The organism is Streptomyces sp. NPDC004629 (assembly GCF_042873595.1).
Taxonomy (GTDB): domain Bacteria; phylum Actinomycetota; class Actinomycetes; order Streptomycetales; family Streptomycetaceae; genus Streptomyces.
In genome coordinates, this window is record NZ_JBIALO010000020.1 from 38,992 (window position 1) to 55,594 (window position 16,603).

Here is a 16,603-nt window from a genome sequence, read left to right on the forward strand (position 1 = left end):
CACCACCATGCGCGCGTTCGTCCTGACGGCACCCCGCGCGTACGAGGTCCAGGAAGTGCCCTCGCCGGTGGCCGGCCCCGGCGAGGCGGTGATCGACGTCGAACGGGTCGGCGTCTGCGGAACCGACGTCGAGTTCTTCACCGGTGACATGGCCTACCTCCACTCGGGCCACGCCTCCTATCCCCTGCGTCCGGGCCACGAGTGGTCAGGGCGGGTGGCCGCGGTCGGTCCCGGCGTGGACCCCTCCTGGACGGGCCGACGGGTCATGGGCGACACCATGCTGGGTGACGGGACCTGTAGGCGGTGCCTCAAGGGGCATCAGCACGTGTGCGCGAAGCGCCAGGAGGTGGGTGTTCGAGGGGACCGCCCCGGAGCGCTGGCCGAGTGTCTCGCCGTGCCGGTCTCCTCGCTGCACGCCCTGCCCGACAGTGTCGACCCCGCCCTCGGGGCTTTGGTGGAACCCGGTGGCAACGCCCTGCGCGCCGCGCAGGCCGCCGGCGTCGGGCCTGGGGACCGTGTCCTGGTCCTCGGCCCCGGCACGATCGGCCTGCTGGTCGCGATGTTCGCCCGTACGACCGGCGCCGAGGTGCACCTGATGGGACGGACCGACGAATCGCTCGCGTTCGCCCAGAGCCTCGGCTTCGAGCACGTCTGGCGGGAGAGCGAGCTACCGGCGCTGCCCTTCGACGCGGTCGTGGACGCCTCGAACGCGATGCACCTGCCCGCCGCCGCCCTCGACCTGGTCGAGCCCGGCGGACGCGTCGTGTACATCGGACTGGCGGGCGAGCCCAGCCGGATCGACACCCGCACCCTGGCCCTGAAGGATGTCACCGCCGTCGGCATCCTGTCCGCCTCCCCCGGCCTCGACGCCACCATCCGGGCCTACGCCGACAAGACCGTCGACCCCGGGCCGCTGGTCGCCGCCACCGTCGGTCTCGACCAGGTGGGTGCCGTCCTGGCCGGCCGACGACCGCCCGACGCGGGCCCCGGTCCGAAGATCCATGTCAATCCCCGTCTGCCCTGACCGAAGAGGGTTCTGTGAGTGAATTCAGCGGTCTCGCCGCACTCGTGACAGGTGGGTGCAGCGGAATCGGAGCCGCCACCGCCGCCCTCCTGCGAGACAAGGGCGCACAAGTCGCCGTCCTGGATCTGCGCGTCGAGGGAGCGCCCACCGGCGTCACGGCCCTGCGCTGCGACATCACCGACCGGGGTGCGGTCGATACGGCCGTCGCCCAGGTCGCGGGGCGCTTCGGCGGTCTCGACGTCCTGGTCAACAATGCCGGTATCGGCGCGGTCGGCGCCGTCGACGCCAATGACGACACCCAGTGGGCCCGCGTTCTCGACGTGAACGTCACCGGCATCGCCCGGACCACCACGGCCGCGCTTTCGCACCTGCGGCGGTCGTCGCACGCGGCGGTGGTGAACCTCTGCTCGGCCGTCGCGTTCGTCGGCGTACGCCAAAGAGCCCTGTACAGCGCCAGTAAGGGCGCGGTCCACGCGCTCACTCTCGCCATGGCCGCCGACCACGCGGCAGACGGGATCCGGGTGAACGCGGTGGCTCCGGGCACCGCCGACACCCCGTGGGTCGGCCGCCTGCTCGACGACGCGGAGGACCCGGCCGCGGCAGCCGAGGCACTGCGGGCGCGGCAGCCGCTCGGGCGCCTGGTGACCGCCGAGGAGGTAGCGCACGCTATCGTCTCGCTCGCGTCTCCGCGCGCGGGAGCCACCACCGGAACGGTCCTCCGCGTCGACGGGGGGATGACCAGCCTGCGTCTGTGACCAGCCGCATCCGTGCCGGGCGACCCATTCGCCGAGTTCACCGACGCATCACCTTCGACGGCCGGCTCTACGGGCTGCGGGGCTGAGACGACCCGGGTGCACGGCGCCCTGAACACCGTCAAACGCTACGCCCGAGCCGATCAGAGGGTCGTGCGGATGCCGACCGCAGTCACATCTCTGCACGCAGACTCGCCCAGATGCTGCTCACCAGGCCCGACGACCTCGCCCCACGTCCGCGCAGTCGACTTGCCCGGGGTGCCATCCGCCCCAGTGAGCCGCCCCCTTGGCGTGTGCTCGGCCTCCTGCGTGGCAACGATACTGAAGAGCTATGCCAGGGCGGTGAGCTTGGCCGCAGCAGGAGCGACCGCATCGGAGTGATCAGCCCGGACGCAACCGTCAAGAACAAATCCGGAGGTATCGAGAGACATGTTGATTGAGAAGGTGTTCCAGAGCGAAGACTTGCCGGCTTCCGACCGCTTTGACTTCTGGCGCCAGTTGGTCGGGCAGACGCATGCGCCGTTGGAGTTGCGCAGTGACCACTGGGCCGACTTCCGGGCTTCTCAGCGTGTGATCGACCTCGGGTGCGTAACGGTGTGGCCGACAACGTTCCAGCCGGTGTGCTTCGGGCGGACGCCGAAACTGATCAAGCAATCCGATCCCGAGGGGCTGCATCTGTCCCTGCCGTTGAGCGGGGCGTTACACGTGACCAGGGGCGAGCAGGAGACTGTGTACGGTCCGGACAGCCTGTGCGTCGTGGACACCTCTCGGCCCATCGACGTTCGTGGGGGCCATGGCTCGGGCTCGCACACGGGGGTGGGTGTTGAGGTTCCTAAGGCGCTGCTGCCACTGCCGCGGAACCAACTCGACCGGGTGGTCGGGCTACGGCTACCGGCCGATGAGGGTTTCGGTGCTCTGCTGGCACAGTTGCTCACCCAACTCTCACAGGGCGCCGGCGCTTACCGGTCCGAGGACGGGCCCCGCCTGGGAACCGTGGCCGTCGACCTCCTGTCCGCACTGTTCGCCCACGCCCTCGACACCAGCAGTTCCCTCCCGCCAGAGACCCACCGACAGACCCTCGTGCTACGCATCCGGCACTTCATCCAACAGCATCTGCACGACCCGCAATTGACCCCGCGCACCATCGCTGCCACGCACCACATCTCCACTGGCTACCTGCACCGCCTCTTCCAGCAGGAGGACCAGACGGTCGCTGCCTGGATTCGCAGCCAACGCCTGGAGCGCGCGCGCCGTGCGCTCGCCGACCCCACGATGCGCGCCACCCCCATCCACGCCATCGGTGCGTTCTGCGGCTTCCCACGCGCGTCCGACTTCACCCGCGCCTTCCGCACCGCCTACGGTGTCCCGCCCAAGGAGTACCGCTACCAAGCGCAGCGCATCACCGAGTAGACCCATCGCCAAGCAGGTGGGCACTCAGTGCTAACGAAATCCTGGATGCTGCCATATACCTTGAGACGCACCGAGGGACCTCAGTCGGACCCAGGCCCTCTGGCCTGCTGAAGAGGGAGTCGAAGATGAACCGCATCAGCAAGACCCTTATCACTCTGACCATGGTTGCCACCGCCGGAAGCGGAGTTGCCGGTGGTACAGCACTCATCACAGCAAGCCCAGCCCAAGCATGGTCGTGGGATTGTCAGGAGTATCTGCGGGACAAGGGATATAACGTGCCCGTAGGGGGGAGGGTTGCAGCAGCATGCAGCATCGCGGAAGACGGCGAGGGGTCGGCTAACTCGCTGTCAATATGCGCAACGCGCCTCGAACAACTGGACGTCCGCTGGCAATACGTCAAACCCGCTTGCCGACTCGGGGCCGCGCGGTAAGACGGCCGGGCGGATCGGGTTCCGCGTTCCCTGGCCGGGGAACGACGTTTCCCCGGCCGCCATTGCTAGAGGTTGAAACTATTCGAGCATCACCCCGACACGAGCAGTGGCACGATTGGAAGCTGCTCCGGCTGGAAAACCGAGGTGACCTGACCTTCGAGCTCCGCGAACGCCGGGTCTTTCGAGATCTTGAAGGTGCCCGAGCGGTGCGGTCTCAGATGTCGTTTTATCCCCTTGACCCTGTGATGTCGGGTCGCGTCAGGAGATGGTGGCTTCGCCGGTGACGATGCTCCGCTTGCGGCCCACGGTCTTCTTCGCTGCGTCGGTGCCCTGGCTGGAGGCATGAACGCTGCTGGAGGTCTTGACACTCTGGGCGTCGATCACACAGGCCGATGGCTCCGCGTCCCGCCCCTCCTTCTCCCGCAGCAGCCGCCTGAGCAGACCGTTGAGCTGAGCGAACACGCCTTCCTGCTGCCACTTGGCGAAGTATCCGTAAGCCGTGCTCCAGTGCGGGAAGTCGCGGCCGATGTTCAGTGCATGCCGACGACGCTTGGCCGGCCAGGCCGTCAGCAACGGCGGTCAACTCCCGGGGGGCATCGGACAGATCACTCGGACACTCCATCTCAGGCGTCACCCCATGCAACGCATCCGCCCCCCACTCGGCCCACACAACCCGGCCCAACGACGGATCCGCACCGAAAAATGCAACGCACTGGGTGGGCAGTAGCGCGGACTTGGCGGTTTCCTCAACTGGGCAGGCGTCCGCTGAGTCGGCCGTCAGAGGTCGGCCGTGGGTAGGACCCTCGGGCGTCCACCAGATGGTCTGGGCTGGGGCGATCAACGCGCGTACGACCGCTGTCTCACAGCTGGGGCCCCGACGTCCGGTACCGACGGCTCGCAGGCGTCGGCCCCGGAGACGTCAGGGGGACCACGACCGGGTAGGCGCTGTTCGCCGGTGTCTCCGCCGCCGCCCGGCCGGCATCAGTAGGGTTCGGGGTCGGGAATCACGTGCATCGCCGCCTCCTCCGCCGACGCCCCAGCCCCGTCCAGCCCCATATCGGACGCGAACAAGTCGGACTCGGTGATCGTGTGGCTGCCTTCGTCCGGCGCGACGAGTTGTCCCGCCCGCTCGTGACCGGCCTCGTCGTCGATCAGCTCCCCGTCCGTGCCCCAGACATCGCCGATTCCGTCACCCTCCGGGACACCGATGTCAGGCAACTCCTCCGAGAGACGTTCATCCAGGCTCTCCCCCCGCCACCGCTCCGACGCCGTGACACCGGTGTGCTCCACGCCCCACGGCCTGTCCGGGGCTGAGTAGCCCTCGTCCAAGACCTCATCACCGCCCCGGTCATCCAGGGTGTCGGACGCATCCAGCACGCCGGCGTCGTCCTGCACCTCGGCCCCGTCCGGCTGATATACCTCGTCGCCCATCATTTCGGCAGTCATCTGTTGTGTTTGTCCTCGTTCCGGCCTGGAGAAATGGGTTGCCATCCCTCAAGTCGTCGGGCCGCACCGGTGTTCTGTCGGAAGACCAGGGTGGCGTGTCCGCCTTGATCGCTGGATCAGGCGCCGTCGCCTGCTCTGAAAGGGCTCACCTGAGGTACCGACGCCTTGCCGGTGTTGGAGACCTCGCCACCGGTCCAGCTCACCGAGATCGATGTCGTCTCGTCGGGCGGAGTGATGAGCAGAGCCGCCGGTGTCACGCTGGTGACACCGGTGATCGCCGGATTGGCATACGTCATTGCCGACCAGGCGCTGGCACCGGGAGTGAGCGTCACGGTCGGTTCCTCCTCGCCGCTGGCCCGCTCAGGATCCGGGGTGACTTCCTCGCCTTGGCGGTTGACGAACGCCACTCCGGGAAAGCCGCGGACCGAGCACGTACGGCGGGAACCGTTGGTCAGAACAACGGCGAAGTTCGACTGGCCGGCTCCCGGGTGGTTGGCCCCGACGGACGCCCGCAGTTCGGAGGTATGGCAGCGGCGACTCGTGGCCGGTACGGCGGAGCTTGATGACGACGTTCCCGCGTCGAGGGATGTGGTCGGGGACGCGGTGGAGGTGCCGGTGTCGGCAGCTCCCGGAACGGGGGTCTCTGTCGGTGACGAAGAACCGGACGCAGTCGGGCTGGCCCCCACGGCTCCGTCCGTTCCTTGGTCGGTACACCCGACCAGTACGCTGCAGCAAATGAGAGCGCTTGGCAGAAGTATTCGGTGTTTCATGTCGCTTTCCTGGCCTGGCGGCTGTACGCGGCCCACGTCAAACGGGAGGCGCGGTCGGTGCGTAAGGAACACTAGGGCTGCGGAGGGAGGCTGACTTGTCCGTCTGTGCCCTGCTATTGGCCTGTCCGTGCTCACGTGGGAGTTAGCCGCTCCCCTGGGCGACGTCCTGGGGCGCCGCACGGTGATCCATGCAGGACCCGCGCACGGCACCGGGTTGCTGGTACGCACGCACGTAGACCGCGATCTCCTCGGGGAAGAGCATGTCGGGCTGGGTGAGCCAGGTCTCCTCACGGCCGGCGATCAATGCCTCGGGAATGTCGGGCACGCCGAGGAAGGTGAAGATGCTGCCGACCCGGGCTCCGCTGAACTAGCCACCCGCGCCCGATGGCGCGCCCTCGTCACCGCCCGCCGGCACCGTCGGGATCGCCGCGGCTGGTCCGTAGGCGGTTGACCGGTTCGTTATTCTGTGGGAGCGAAGTTGTCGAAACACAGGCTTCCGCTGAACGGATGGCGCCAGCGCGGTGCGCCGCTTCGACCGCACAACCGCGTTGAGGAGTTTCCATGTCGCTCGTTCTGTCGTCTGCTGCGCTGTCCGCATCGGATCGAGCGGCCTTCTGGCGGGATGCCGTATCGAAAACTTTCATTCCGCTCAATGTCGACCTGCACGAAGAAACGCCTTCGGCAGCCACCATCCGCACCACTCAGCTGGACTACCTGCACGTCTCGGCGGTCGCGGCCGGGCCGCAGACGGTCGTCCGCAGCCCGCGGATGATCGCCAGGGACAGCAAGGAGTGCCTGACGCTGACCCTCCAGCATCAGGGCATCGCCGAGCGCTCACAGGACGGGCGGGACACGGTGGTGCTTCCCGGGCAGTTCTCGCTCTCCGATTCCAGGCGGCCCTTCAGCAAAACGCTAGGACAAGCATTCAGCTTCACCTCGTTCCACTTCTCCAGGTCCGCTCTTCACGTCACCGACCGCGATCTGCAGGCCGTCACCGCGACAGCCTTCGACCAGGACGGGAACGTCTCCGGTCTCATCGCCCAGTACCTGGAGCACCTGGGCAAGGGAGCAGCGTCGCTCACCCCGGCGGAAGGCCGCAGACTCGCTCTGATCACCTGCGACCTGCTGGGCCTCTTGATCCAGGAGCGTCAGGGGCGGCTGAGCAGCCCCCAAGCACCCGAGGCCTCAAACGCCCTGCTGGTTTGCGTCAAGGAGTACGTGCTGCGGCATCTGGCCGATCCGGAGCTGTCCCCAGTACTGATCGCCTCGGCCAACCACGTGTCTGTCAGGTATCTGCACAAGCTCTTCGAGCCCGAGGGCATCACTGTGAGCCGGTGGATTCAAAAACAGCGTCTGGAGCGCTGCCGAAGGGACCTGGCGCGGGCCACGGCCCACGGACCCGGCATAGCGGCCGTGGCCCACCGCTGGGGCTTTGTGAGCCCTTCCCACTTCAGCCGTGCCTTCCGGTCCGCCTATGGCGCCTCCCCCAAGGAATGGCAGGCGGCTGCACGCGTAAGCGAAACCAGCTGACCTGCGTCTGTCATACCGAACAACCCTGTGTGACAGACGCCCGTCCGGACAGCTCATGAGAAGGCACCTCACACAGACGCTCCTCGACGCCTTCGCTCAACCAGGCGCTACAGGGGTCGGCGGCGGTGCCGCAGGAGCCGGCGCGGGGCCGGGACTGCCGGTGAAGATGCCTTGTCCGTCAGTGCACCATCTGTCTCGCCCGCACCCCAGAGGTGCGCGGGCGAGGGACGATCTGGAACCTTGGGAAACAGTGCGCCGGTGCGCACTCCTTGTGCACTCACAGGCAAGAAGCGGTGCACTCAGGAACGACACACGGCAAGGCGTGCGCCCTAGCGTCATGCCATCCCGTGCTGCGCACGCCGCGAACGCCCGGACATCGACCGCCGATGAGCCGTGTCGGTTCACACAGTGCCCTGCTCGTCAAGTTGCCATGCGGTCCTGCGCGCACCAGTCACGCCGTAAGAGGAAGAGACGTTGCCATACATCACCGTGGGTCAGACGCCGCCACCGTTGACCTCTACTACGAGGGCCACGGCACCGGGCAGCCGGTCGTCCTCATCCACGGCCTCCCTCTCGACGGGCACTTCTGGGAACGGCAGAGCACCGTGCTGCTTGACGCGGGCCAGTGATCACGTACGACCGTCGCGGTTTCGGACAGTCCAGCCGGCCGACGACCGGGTACGGCTGCGACACTTTCGCGGCCGGCCTGTACATGTCCGCATACGGCTCCGCCCGGGACTCCGTATGTGCAGATCGAGGGCGACCCGCACGGACTGCTGTGGACCCACGCGGAGGAGGTCGATGCCGCGCTCCTCGCCTTCCTGAGGAAGTGATCCCGGCGCAGGCTTACCCGGCTTTCCTGCCGCACGTTTCCTCGCCGGCGCGGCAACGAGCCGGAACCGGATCGCTGCGACGGCCACGGTGCCCAGGCGATTCCCGCGAGCGCGCGCCAGTGCCGTCGAAATCTCCGTTCCCAGTGATCCCGGCGGGCGGTCTCGATCTGCGCTCGTCGTCGTGGCATGTCCGGCCGCGCAACTCACGCGGTGGCACTGTGCACACCCCTCACGTCGGGTTCGGCGTCGGTGCAAGTCCGTGACCGGTGCGACTGGTATCACCTGGCTCGTACGGGCCTGGCGCCTTTCGCACTCGGTCCGCTGATGGCTTCGGACTGCCGCTGTCTCGCCCTCGGCGTGTACGACGGCATCGCGCTAGCCACGCCCGGCGGCCCGCCGGCCCTCGATTCGCCCTTGATCACCTCGGGCTCGTCCGGGCCTGCGTGGTGGTGGCCGGCGCGGTGAACGGCAGTTGTCACGGTGATGGGCAACCGTTCGGCTGACGCCGATCGTCGGGGCGGCGGCCCTTGGTCCAAAGGCAGAGGCCGCGATCACCAACGTCTTCATCCGGGTGGCCGACGCGCCTGGTTCTGGCCCGGCACCACCCAGTTCGTCGCTACATATAGATACATATAGATACATATAGAAGAGGACACCCATGGACCGATCTCGGCAGCCGTTCCAGTCTCAGGCCGCAGGGGGGACGCAGACGCCGTTGCGGGGCAGGGACGAGGAACTGGCCTTCATCTCCGCCCGATTCGACGCGCTGCTGAAGGGCCGCGGGGGCGTCGTGTGCATCGAGGGTGCTCCCGGCAGCGGCAAGACCCGCCTTTTGGCCGAGGCCCAGGGTATGGCGCTGCGCCGCGGGATCCGGGTGTTCCAGGGGGGTGCCGATCCGGAGGGCCAGTTCGTCCCGCTGGGGCCGCTGCTGGACGGGTTGCTCTCCGGTGCCGGCTCGTTGTTCGATATGGGCAGGTTGCGGGATCTGGCGTCCGCCCCGGAGCAGCGGTTCTGGCTGCTGCAGGAGCTGCAGGACCGGCTGGAGCAGGCCGCCCTGGACACTCCGCTGGTCATCACCCTGGACGACATGCAGTGGCTGGACGACGTGACGCTCCTGGCCCTGCGTACCCTTTCGGCCCGGTTGTCGTCCCATGCCCTGCTGTGGCTGGTGACCGTGCGCAGCGCCGCCGCGGCCCCCGGCGTGCGGGCGACGATGGAGCAGTTGGAACAGCGCGGCGGGCACCGGATCGTCCTCGGTCCGCTCGCCGACGCCGCCGTCGCTCAGATCGCGCAGGACGTTCTGGCAGCCGTGCCCGATGCGGGGGCGCTGAATGTGGCCCGCCGCGCGGAGGGTGTTCCTTTGATGCTGGTCGACCTGCTGCGCGGCATGCTGGAGGAGCATGCGGTGGTCGTTCGGGACGATGTGGCGCGGTTGGTGGGCGATCAGGTGCCCATGCGCTTCCAGAGCTCCGTACAGCGGCACCTGGACCGGTTTTCTCCGCTCGCGCGGGAGGTCGTACAGACGGCGTCCGCGGTCGGCCGCTCCGTCACCATCGGTCTTCTGGCCGAGTTGCTCGGCAAGCCCTCGGCAGCGCTGATCGCCCCTGTCCAGGAGGCGGTCGATGCGGATCTGTTCGTCGAGCGGGACGAACGGCTGTTGTTCCGCCACGACCTGCTCCGCGAGGCGGTGGAAACCGGTCTGCCCGTGTCCGTACGCCGGGCGGTGAGACGTCACGCCGCCGACGTCCTGATGACACGGGGGGCACCGGTGACCGAGACGGCCGCGCTGCTGGTGGACAGTGCGGAGCCCGGTGACCGGGGCGCCGTGGAAGTGCTGCGGGCGGCCGCGGGGGAACTGTCCGCATCGGCGCCGGCCTCGGCTCAGGAACTGAGCAGCAGGGCGCTTGATCTCACGGCTGCCGACGCGCCGGAGCGTGCGGCGATCGTCGCGGAGACCATGTTGTTGATGTGGCAGGCCGGCCAGGTTTCCGAGGCCCGGGCGCTTGCGGCAACGGCGCCGCCCGGCAGCATGCCGCCGGAGGACGAAGCGTGGCTGCGGCTCGGCCTGGCCCGGGTTTCGAGCCAGTACGACTTCGCCGAGGCTGCCCACCAGGCCGGAGCGGGAGCCGCCCTTCCCGGTATCTCTTCGCAGCTGCGCGCCCAGCTTCTGGCGTTGAAGTGCCTGAATCTGTCCATGGTCGGGGACTTTGCAGCCACTGCGGAGGCGGTCGAGGAGGCGCTGGAGGCGGCGTCCGAGGCCCAGGACAAGGCGGCCCGGGCCACAGCAATCGCTGTCGACTCGGTGGTGCGGTTCTACCAGTTGGACTGGACGGCGGCGTTCGAACTGGCCGACCACTCCATTTCCCTGGCGGCCGAGGAGGGCATCGCGCATTCGCTGTGGGTACCGGAGGCGCTGTGGAGAACATTCTTGCTGAATGCGGCCGGCCGCTCGGACGAGGCGCTGGCCGAGGCCGACGCGGGCTTTCGCGAGAGCCAGCGGCACGAGCAGGCGGCGGCCATGGACCTGTGGCTGAACGTCCGTTTCCGGGCGCTGCTGGATGCGGGGCGGCTGGAGGACGCGCGGGCCGAGGCCGAGGCGGCAGCTGCCATGTCGAACGAGATGGACCCGGGTGACTTCGCCGACGCCACGGTGCTGTACACCCTGATGCGTGTCGCCCTGCACACAGACGACTGGGACGCGGTGCAGGCCCTCTCGGCCGGCGTGCAGCGGATGCTCGCCGCGCCGGCCGTTCTCGTGCGCAACATCGGCTCCTGGCTGCTGGCGCTCATCGCCGACGCCAAGGGCCGCTCCGGGGCGGCCATGGAACTCCTCACCGAGGCGATCAGCACCTTCAGTCTGCCGGGCCCCTCCCTGGCGAGCCCGGACGACCCGGCTGACGCTCCTGTCTTCGTACGCATGGCGCTGAGGGCGGGGGCCATCGATCATGCTGCCGCAGTGGTCGGCATGGCGGAAGGCCGGGCGTCGCACAACCCGGACTTTCCCCTCCTTGCGGCCGCTGCCGCGCACGCCCGGGGGCTGCTCGACAATGACCTCACCCTGCTGCTGCGCGCCGTCGAACTCTACGAGAGCGTGAACCGACTGCTTCCCCGGGCCTCCGCGCTTGAGGACGCGGGACGATGGCTTGCCGCGCGGAGCGCTGCCGAAGCGGTGTCCCATCTCGACGCGGCACTCAATCTGTATATGAAGGCAGGAGCCGAGCGCGACGCGGTGCGCGTCCGCCGCCGGCTCCGGGCCGCCGGGGCGCCCCGCCGCCACACTTCTGGCGGCAGGTTCACCGCGGCCTGGCCGGAACTGACGGCTTCCGAGGTCGCCGTCGTCCGTATCGTGGTGCAAGGTCTGACAAACCGCCAGGTGGCAGAGCGCCTGGGCATCTCCCCGCACACGGTCAACTCGCACCTGCGGCACGCCTTCACCAAGCTCGGCATCACGTCCCGGGCCGACCTCACCCGGCTCGCCGGCGAAAGGGAACACGGAGCGTAACGGCTTCGTATCACACGTTCCGCCTTCCGCTCGGGCGGATGCGAGTGATGCTCGTGCCACGGCCCCTCAGCCATGATCGTATGCAGAGAGGGGAGACGATCATGACATCCAAGGCACTGGTGCTCGACACCGAAGGCGTCACCAGCCGTACTCACACCACCGTTTCGCCGTCCGGGGCCGACAGGCAGACGTACGGGCGCCCCGCCCTGTCCCATACCTGCGGGGCGCGGCGCGTCTTCTTCTTCGGCGAGGCCTGCTGCGGCACCATACGGACGACGTCACCGGGCCTGCTCCAAGCCGTCACCGTGCACGCCGACAGCCTCACCGCCCAGCGCACCGGCCGGCTTGCCGCCCAGGACAGCGAACACAGGTACGTCCTGATCACCTTGCTGCAACACGGCACGGCCCGTCTGGGACAAGACGGCCGCGAGTCAGCCCTGGGACCGGGGGACATCTTCGTCTGCGACATGACGCGGCCGTTCCGGATAAGCCTCCCTCGCCCGTTCCGTGCGAGGGCCCTGATGGTGCACCACGACATGCTGGGCATGACGGAGCCGGAGCTGGCCCGCATCACCGCCCTTCCCCTCCGCCCGGACGCACCGCTCGGCAAGCTGCTGTCCCCCGTCATCAACTGGCTCGTGGACCATGCGGAGACCTATCCCCCGCATGTCAGCGAACTCGTGGCCCGCAATGCCGTACGACTCCTCACAGCACTGGCCGAGGAGCGCCTCGGGAGCCGGCACGGCGGAGCATCGACAGGAAACAGCACGCTGCTCTCGCAGATCAAAGCGTTCATCCTGGAACACCTCACCGATCCCGGCCTGTCACCCGCGGACATCGCCCGGGCGCAGCACATCTCGCTGCGCTACCTGCACAAGCTGTTCCAGAGCGAAGGTACGACCGTGCGCCGCTGGATACAGCAGCACCGGCTGGAAGCGTGCCGCTGTGACCTGGCCCGCCACGACATGCTGGACCGCACGATAGCCGCGGTGGCACGCCACCGCGGCTTCAACAACGCCGCCCACTTCAGCAGAATGTTCCGGGCCGCCTACGGCGTCTCCCCCACTGACTGGCGCCAGGCCAACGCGCTTGAGCACCTGTAGCCGGCAAAGGCAGTCGAGCGATAGAGGGCGGAGGCCGCGCCGCACAGCCGGACCGCCCGTGCACCGGCTGCGCGAAGTCAGCGCACGGCCGGACAACGGCGAAGCCCGCACGGCACGGCACAGCCTCCCAGCCCGACGCCCGCACCCGCACGGCCCGGGTCTGTCGCCGATACGCCGCGCAGACGGCACGGCACGTGCGCACCGTCCGAAGTCCTCCGAAATCCTCGATGCCCGGCGCCCCTCCGCCGGCTCGACAGCGGCTCGGCTCGGCCCGCCATACACACCCGCGAGGCTTTGCCGGCCCGCCGTGCCCGTCCGGCCTCGCCCCCCGGACCACATCCCCGCAGTGCCGCGCGCAGCCGGCGAAAGGCCCGACGCACAGCACCCGAAGCCCCCTGCCTGCGCCGCCACCGGCAGCCGCGCCTTCACACACCCGCCGGCACCGCGCCCCGCCCCCACCAGAAAGCCCGAACATGGTCACCGTTCCGACCGCCGTACTTGTACACGGTGCCTTCACCGACGCCGGCATCTGGTCCGGCGTCATCCCGAAGCTGCAACACCACGGCATCCCGGTCCTCGCGCCGCCGAACCCGCTGCGCGGACCGGTATCCGATGCCGCGTACGTCGCCTCTGTCGCCGCCCAGATCACCGGCCCCGTCGTCCTGGTCGGCCACGGCTACGGCGGCGCGGTCATCACCGTGGCAGGCACCGCCGAGAACGTCGTGGGCCTCGTCTACATCGCCGCTCCCCTGCCGCAGGAGGGCGAAAGCCTGACGCAACTGCACCGGCGTTTCCCTCTTCCCTCCCTGGCCGACGCCCTCCGGCCAAGCACCTTCCCCGCCTTCGGCGACGGTCGGCCGACGACCGAAGTCACCCTCTCCGACCAGGCCTTCCACTGCGTCTTCGCCGCCGACGTGCCGCCCCGCACCGCCAGGATCCTGGCAGCGGCCCAACGCCCCTTGGCGGTCTCGGCGTGTGCGGAGACGATCCCGGCCGCGGCATGGAGGAACAAGCCCTCGTGGGTACTCGTGGCCGGCGCCGACAGAGCCGTCAGCCCTGAACTCGTGCGGCACGGCGCCCGGCGGGCCGAAGCAACAGTCCTCGAAGCAGAAGGCGCCTCACACGCCGTCCCTCTCTCCCAGCCCCAGGAAGCAGCAGAGCTGATACGCGACGCGGTGCGAGCAACAACCTGACACCAGCCCCTGACGCCCGCGGGGACACGGTGCGGCTCGGGTGGATCCGCTTCCCGCCGTCGACCGGGCTTCCGTTTCGGTCCGTCCAGACGCGGCCGTTGTCGCGCCCTGCACCGCGGGGCGGTTCGACGCCGCCTCCCGTGCGCCCCCGCGACCGGCTTCAGGAGCGGCTGCGCGCGACCGAGCAGGGACGGCGGCCCCCGCTCGCCGCTGCGCGGACCAGTCGGCCCGACCCCTCGGGCCGACGTTCGGCCTGCCGCGCCCGGCCGCCGAGGAAATCGGCGGGCGCGGCGCTGTTCTTCCTCCGAGCCTGTGTCCGACCGCCGGTCGGATCAGCGCACGTCGTCATCGGGGTACCGCCTGCTCGAAGGGCTCGGGGAAGCGCGTGCCGGACGGGGGGCGGCCCGGCCGAGGTTCAGGACACCGGCTGGGAAACCGGCAGGGCCGGCTTCGGCGGTGCGAACGTCACCAGGTGCTGCGGCCCTCGGGCGGGGCGACGCTGTACACGGTGGCGGACAGCAGTCCGGTGATCGTCGCTCCTATGGCCAGGAACACCGCCGCGCTGGCGAGCGCGGCTGCGATGCCGATGCCGGTGGTGAACGGCAGGAGTGCCAGCGCCACGGTCACCAGGCCCGCGATCCATGCGAAGAAGGCGCGCGGCCGAGCGACGGTCACCAGCAGCAGGTGCAGCAGTCCGGTGGCCAGGGCGGCGGCGGCCGCAGCCCAGCCTGCCAGGTATCCCGTCGTGGCGTCGCCCCACGTGCCCGCCCGCCGCGGCGCGAACAGCGGGATGTCGAGGACGCCGCGAACGAGCATCGTCGCCACGACCGCGACCAGCGCGGCCACCACCGCCGTCGCGGCACCCGTCGCCCACAACCGCCCGGCCGCGACCGCCTGTGGCCCGGGCGGCACTTGCTCCCCCGGTCCGCCGCGCGGACTGTAGCGGGAAACGTCGCCGTAGGGAGCAGAGCCGTCCATGAGTCACCTTTCCGAAAGTGGTTGACGCGTGTCGGTCCGGGTCATACGCCCGGGGAGGGCAGCCACCGGGTCGTCCAGGCGGTCGGCTCGGCCACCGACACCACCCGGCCGGTCGCCCGAGGTCCGGTCCCGGCGGCCGCCCCGTCGTGCGGGTCGAGGAGGTCCGGGACGTAGGGGTGCTGGTCCTGGATCGCGGCGAAGCCGAAGTCGCTGTTCGCGGCGGCCGGGGCGTTGGCGGTCAGCAGGCGGTGGCCACCGTGTGGGCGGAAAAGGACGCCGAAGCGGCTGGGGTTCACGGGGCAGCCTTCCGGTGCAGGGTGCAGGGGTGCGGGGGTGCAGGGGAGGTCGGCCGTCGGCGCGTCAGCCGGCGTCCGGAGCGGTCCGTCGGCGCCGGGCCAGGACGGCGACTGCGGTGAGCAGGACGAGCAGGATGGCGGCGAACCAGGTCATGACCGTGGTGGCGGCGAAGCTCAGGGTGGCCACGCCGATGCCGATGACGGGCAGAGTCAGTCCGAGGTAGGCGATGAGGAACAGTCCGGCGAGAGCCTCACCGCGCTCGGCCGGGGCGGACATCGCGGTGACCGTGCCGACGGCGGCCTTGAACAGGACGCCGGCGCCGATACCCGCGAGGACGCCGCCGGTGAGGAACGCGGCCAGGCTGGCGGTGTGCATCCCGGCGACCAGCACCGCGACACCCACGGCCTGGCCGAACAGGCCCAGGGCCCGCTTCGCACCGGCGCTCAGGCCGACGGTCAGGGACTGCGCCGCCGCGGCGGCACCGAAGACGGCGAAGACGATCAGTCCGGCCAGGGCGCGGGACGGGTGGTGCAGGGTGCCGGCGACGAAGCCCGGGGCGACCGAGTTGAACAGCCCGAACACGGCGAAGGACGCGAAGGCGCCGACCGCCGCGCCGAGATAGCCGACGCGGTCACCGTGGTCGACGCTGATCCGCTGGGGCCGGTAGGCGGGCCTGGCGAACTGCTCCTCGACCGTCTCCGGGGTCAGCGCGACGGCGACCAGGCTCGCCAGCAGCAGCACGGCGAACACGACGTACGGGGTGCGCAGCGGCGTGCCGGCCCACTGGGCGAGGAAGCCGGCGACCAGGGGGCCGACGCCGAGGCCGCCGATGTTCGCCCCGGTCGACACCAGCTCGAAGCGCTGGGTGGACGCGCCGGGCCGGTGGGCGGTGTGCAGATCGTGCAGGTGGGCGGTGGCGGTGGCGGTCACCATGCCGACGCCGAGACCGGTGATGAGCCGGGCGGCGAGCAGTACCGGCAGTGCGGTACTGGTCAGGAACAGCACTGCGGCGACCAGTTCCAGAGCGATCGCCGGTATAAGGACCTTCTTGCGGCCGACCCAGTCCGAGATGTGCCCGGCGAGCAGCAGGCTGATGACGACGCCGACCGCGTAGGCGGCGAAGACGACGGTGACCATGAAGGTGGAGAACCCGTCACGCGCCATGTACAGCGGATACAGGGGCGTCGGCACGGTGGAGAAGGCCATCGCGGTCAGGAAGGCGAACGCGATGAGGACGAAGCCGACGCCGTGCCGGCGCCCGGCGCCGTCGTGCGCGTAGGTCCTGGCGGGCCGGTGCCGTGCGGTGGGCTGGGACGTTGTCCGTGCCATGAGGT

At 69.5% G+C, this 16,603-nt stretch carries 13 protein-coding genes and 2 pseudogenes; 8 read left to right on the forward strand and 7 right to left on the reverse strand.

The annotated features are described in order from the left end of the window. Positions 1–7 precede the first annotated feature (7 nt). The 3 genes from ACFYTE_RS27625 to ACFYTE_RS27635 all read left to right on the forward strand — a co-directional run bounded on the left by ACFYTE_RS27625 (position 8) and on the right by ACFYTE_RS27635 (position 3,186). Positions 8–1,024: a zinc-binding dehydrogenase gene (locus tag ACFYTE_RS27625; protein ID WP_388716096.1), complete on the forward strand. Its 1,017-nt coding sequence runs from the start codon at positions 8–10 to the stop codon at positions 1,022–1,024. Between the two features lie 14 nt (positions 1,025–1,038). Further along, complete coding sequence (locus tag ACFYTE_RS27630) at positions 1,039–1,779, forward strand: SDR family NAD(P)-dependent oxidoreductase (protein ID WP_388715800.1); 741 nt, start codon at positions 1,039–1,041, stop codon at positions 1,777–1,779. Positions 1,780–2,205: 426 nt separating this feature from the next. Continuing rightward, positions 2,206–3,186 carry a helix-turn-helix domain-containing protein gene (locus tag ACFYTE_RS27635; protein ID WP_388715803.1) on the forward strand — a complete coding sequence of 327 codons (981 nt, stop codon included), beginning with the start codon at positions 2,206–2,208 and terminating at the stop codon, positions 3,184–3,186. A 710-nt stretch (positions 3,187–3,896) separates the two neighbouring features. On the opposite strand, the pseudogene ACFYTE_RS27640 reads toward ACFYTE_RS27635, so the two are convergent. The 4 genes and pseudogenes from ACFYTE_RS27640 to ACFYTE_RS27655 form a co-directional block, all read right to left on the reverse strand. Beyond that, a pseudogene (locus tag ACFYTE_RS27640) lies at positions 3,897–4,239 on the reverse strand (IS5/IS1182 family transposase); the annotation flags it as partial. Between the two features lie 359 nt (positions 4,240–4,598). Beyond that, positions 4,599–5,063 carry a DUF5709 domain-containing protein gene (locus ACFYTE_RS27645; RefSeq protein WP_388715806.1) on the reverse strand — a complete coding sequence of 155 codons (465 nt, stop codon included), beginning with the start codon at positions 5,061–5,063 and terminating at the stop codon, positions 4,599–4,601. A gap of 116 nt (positions 5,064–5,179) precedes the next feature. Then, positions 5,180–5,833 carry a DUF4232 domain-containing protein gene (locus tag ACFYTE_RS27650; protein WP_388716099.1) on the reverse strand — a complete coding sequence of 218 codons (654 nt, stop codon included), beginning with the start codon at positions 5,831–5,833 and terminating at the stop codon, positions 5,180–5,182. 142 nt (positions 5,834–5,975) lie between these two features. Further along, positions 5,976–6,158 (reverse strand): hypothetical protein, encoded by a 183-nt coding sequence (locus ACFYTE_RS27655; RefSeq protein WP_388715809.1) that lies wholly within the window; start codon positions 6,156–6,158, stop codon positions 5,976–5,978. A 236-nt stretch (positions 6,159–6,394) separates the two neighbouring features. Here ACFYTE_RS27655 and ACFYTE_RS27660 point away from each other — a divergent pair, with 236 nt between their 5' ends. From ACFYTE_RS27660 to ACFYTE_RS27680, 5 genes and pseudogenes are all read left to right on the forward strand, one after another. After that, positions 6,395–7,363: a helix-turn-helix domain-containing protein gene (locus ACFYTE_RS27660; RefSeq protein WP_388715811.1), complete on the forward strand. Its 969-nt coding sequence runs from the start codon at positions 6,395–6,397 to the stop codon at positions 7,361–7,363. Between the two features lie 474 nt (positions 7,364–7,837). Beyond that, positions 7,838–8,072 (forward strand): annotated as a pseudogene (locus ACFYTE_RS27665) (alpha/beta fold hydrolase); the annotation flags it as partial. Between the two features lie 782 nt (positions 8,073–8,854). Beyond that, entirely contained in the window at positions 8,855–11,698 is a 2,844-nt protein-coding gene (locus ACFYTE_RS27670) for an ATP-binding protein (RefSeq protein ID WP_388715815.1), read from the forward strand. A gap of 101 nt (positions 11,699–11,799) precedes the next feature. Beyond that, positions 11,800–12,801 carry a helix-turn-helix domain-containing protein gene (locus ACFYTE_RS27675; protein WP_388715818.1) on the forward strand — a complete coding sequence of 334 codons (1,002 nt, stop codon included), beginning with the start codon at positions 11,800–11,802 and terminating at the stop codon, positions 12,799–12,801. 473 nt (positions 12,802–13,274) lie between these two features. Then, positions 13,275–13,994, forward strand: coding sequence for an alpha/beta fold hydrolase (locus ACFYTE_RS27680; protein ID WP_388715821.1), 720 nt, complete (start codon positions 13,275–13,277; stop codon positions 13,992–13,994). Between the two features lie 465 nt (positions 13,995–14,459). Here the strand turns inward: ACFYTE_RS27680 and ACFYTE_RS27685 are convergent, their stop codons facing one another. The 3 genes from ACFYTE_RS27685 to ACFYTE_RS27695 all read right to left on the reverse strand — a co-directional run bounded on the left by ACFYTE_RS27685 (position 14,460) and on the right by ACFYTE_RS27695 (position 16,598). Continuing rightward, positions 14,460–14,972, reverse strand: a complete 513-nt coding sequence (locus tag ACFYTE_RS27685) for a DUF6069 family protein (protein WP_388715824.1) — start codon at positions 14,970–14,972, stop codon at positions 14,460–14,462. 41 nt (positions 14,973–15,013) lie between these two features. After that, the gene (locus tag ACFYTE_RS27690) at positions 15,014–15,268 is read right to left on the reverse strand and encodes a hypothetical protein (RefSeq protein ID WP_388715828.1); all 255 of its coding nucleotides are present in this window, start codon (positions 15,266–15,268) and stop codon (positions 15,014–15,016) included. 64 nt (positions 15,269–15,332) lie between these two features. Beyond that, a complete protein-coding gene (locus ACFYTE_RS27695; protein WP_388715831.1) occupies positions 15,333–16,598 on the reverse strand; it encodes an MFS transporter in 1,266 nt (421 codons plus the stop codon). Positions 16,599–16,603 lie beyond the last annotated feature (5 nt).

What these genes read in the sequence shown, in the direction of transcription:
- ACFYTE_RS27650 (WP_388716099.1), bottom strand. Translation starts at nt 5,833, where the DNA reads ATGAAACACCGAATACTTCTGCCAAGCGCTCTCATTTGCTGCAGCGTA.
- ACFYTE_RS27625 (WP_388716096.1), top strand. Translation starts at nt 8, where the DNA reads ATGCGCGCGTTCGTCCTGACGGCACCCCGCGCGTACGAGGTCCAGGAA.
- ACFYTE_RS27680 (WP_388715821.1), top strand. Translation starts at nt 13,275, where the DNA reads ATGGTCACCGTTCCGACCGCCGTACTTGTACACGGTGCCTTCACCGAC.
- ACFYTE_RS27685 (WP_388715824.1), bottom strand. Translation starts at nt 14,972, where the DNA reads ATGGACGGCTCTGCTCCCTACGGCGACGTTTCCCGCTACAGTCCGCGC.
- ACFYTE_RS27635 (WP_388715803.1), top strand. Translation starts at nt 2,206, where the DNA reads ATGTTGATTGAGAAGGTGTTCCAGAGCGAAGACTTGCCGGCTTCCGAC.
- ACFYTE_RS27670 (WP_388715815.1), top strand. Translation starts at nt 8,855, where the DNA reads ATGGACCGATCTCGGCAGCCGTTCCAGTCTCAGGCCGCAGGGGGGACG.
- ACFYTE_RS27645 (WP_388715806.1), bottom strand. Translation starts at nt 5,063, where the DNA reads ATGACTGCCGAAATGATGGGCGACGAGGTATATCAGCCGGACGGGGCC.
- ACFYTE_RS27695 (WP_388715831.1), bottom strand. Translation starts at nt 16,598, where the DNA reads ATGGCACGGACAACGTCCCAGCCCACCGCACGGCACCGGCCCGCCAGG.
- ACFYTE_RS27660 (WP_388715811.1), top strand. Translation starts at nt 6,395, where the DNA reads ATGTCGCTCGTTCTGTCGTCTGCTGCGCTGTCCGCATCGGATCGAGCG.
- ACFYTE_RS27675 (WP_388715818.1), top strand. Translation starts at nt 11,800, where the DNA reads ATGACATCCAAGGCACTGGTGCTCGACACCGAAGGCGTCACCAGCCGT.